This window comes from Salinicola sp. RZ23 (assembly GCF_003206675.1).
Lineage (GTDB): Bacteria > Pseudomonadota > Gammaproteobacteria > Pseudomonadales > Halomonadaceae > Salinicola > Salinicola endophyticus.
In genome coordinates, this window is sequence record NZ_PZJK01000025.1 from 2,030 (window position 1) to 2,731 (window position 702).

The 702-nt window shown below is 60.3% G+C and carries 1 protein-coding gene; it reads left to right on the forward strand.

From position 1 onward, the window contains the following. A partial coding sequence (locus DOM67_RS19330; protein ID WP_198651882.1) for an Ig-like domain-containing protein occupies positions 1 to 702 on the forward strand: 702 nt, incomplete at both ends.

A 702-nucleotide genomic window follows, 5' to 3' on the forward strand; every position in this document is an offset into this window, starting at 1 on the left:
ACGGTGACCATTACCGTCACTGGCACCAATGACCTGCCAGTCGCCAAGGCCGACACCCAGAGCACGGGTGAAAACCAGATACTCGAAGGTAGTGTCCCGGCGGCCACCGATGTCGATGGCACGGTGGAGAGCTATCAGCTCGCGTCTGGCTTGGGTCAGGGCAATGGTAGCCTTAGCTTCAACAGCGACGGCAGCTATAGCTTTACCCCGGGTACGGACTTCGACGGCTTGTCGGTGGGCGAAAGTCGCAATGTCACCTTCACCTACACCGCCACGGATAACGACGGCGGTGTCAGCGCCCCGCAGACGGTCACTATCACCGTCACCGGTACCAATGATCTGCCGGTGGCCAAGTCTGATACCCAGACCCTCGATGAGAACCAAGTGCTGGCAGGCAATGTGCCTGCCGCGACCGATGTCGATGGCACGGTCGAGAGTTATCAATTGGTCAATGGTGTTGGCGACAACAACGGTTCGCTGAGTTTCAACAGCGACGGCAGCTACACCTTCACGCCAGGGACGGACTTTGACAGTCTGGCCGCTGGCCAGAGTCGTGACGTCACCTTCACTTACACCGCTACGGATAACGACGGTGGCGTCAGCGCACCGCAGACGGTGACCATTACGGTTACCGGAACCAACGACGCGCCGGTGGCGGTCGTCGATACCGGCCGCACGGGTGAGAACACCACCCTCGACGTG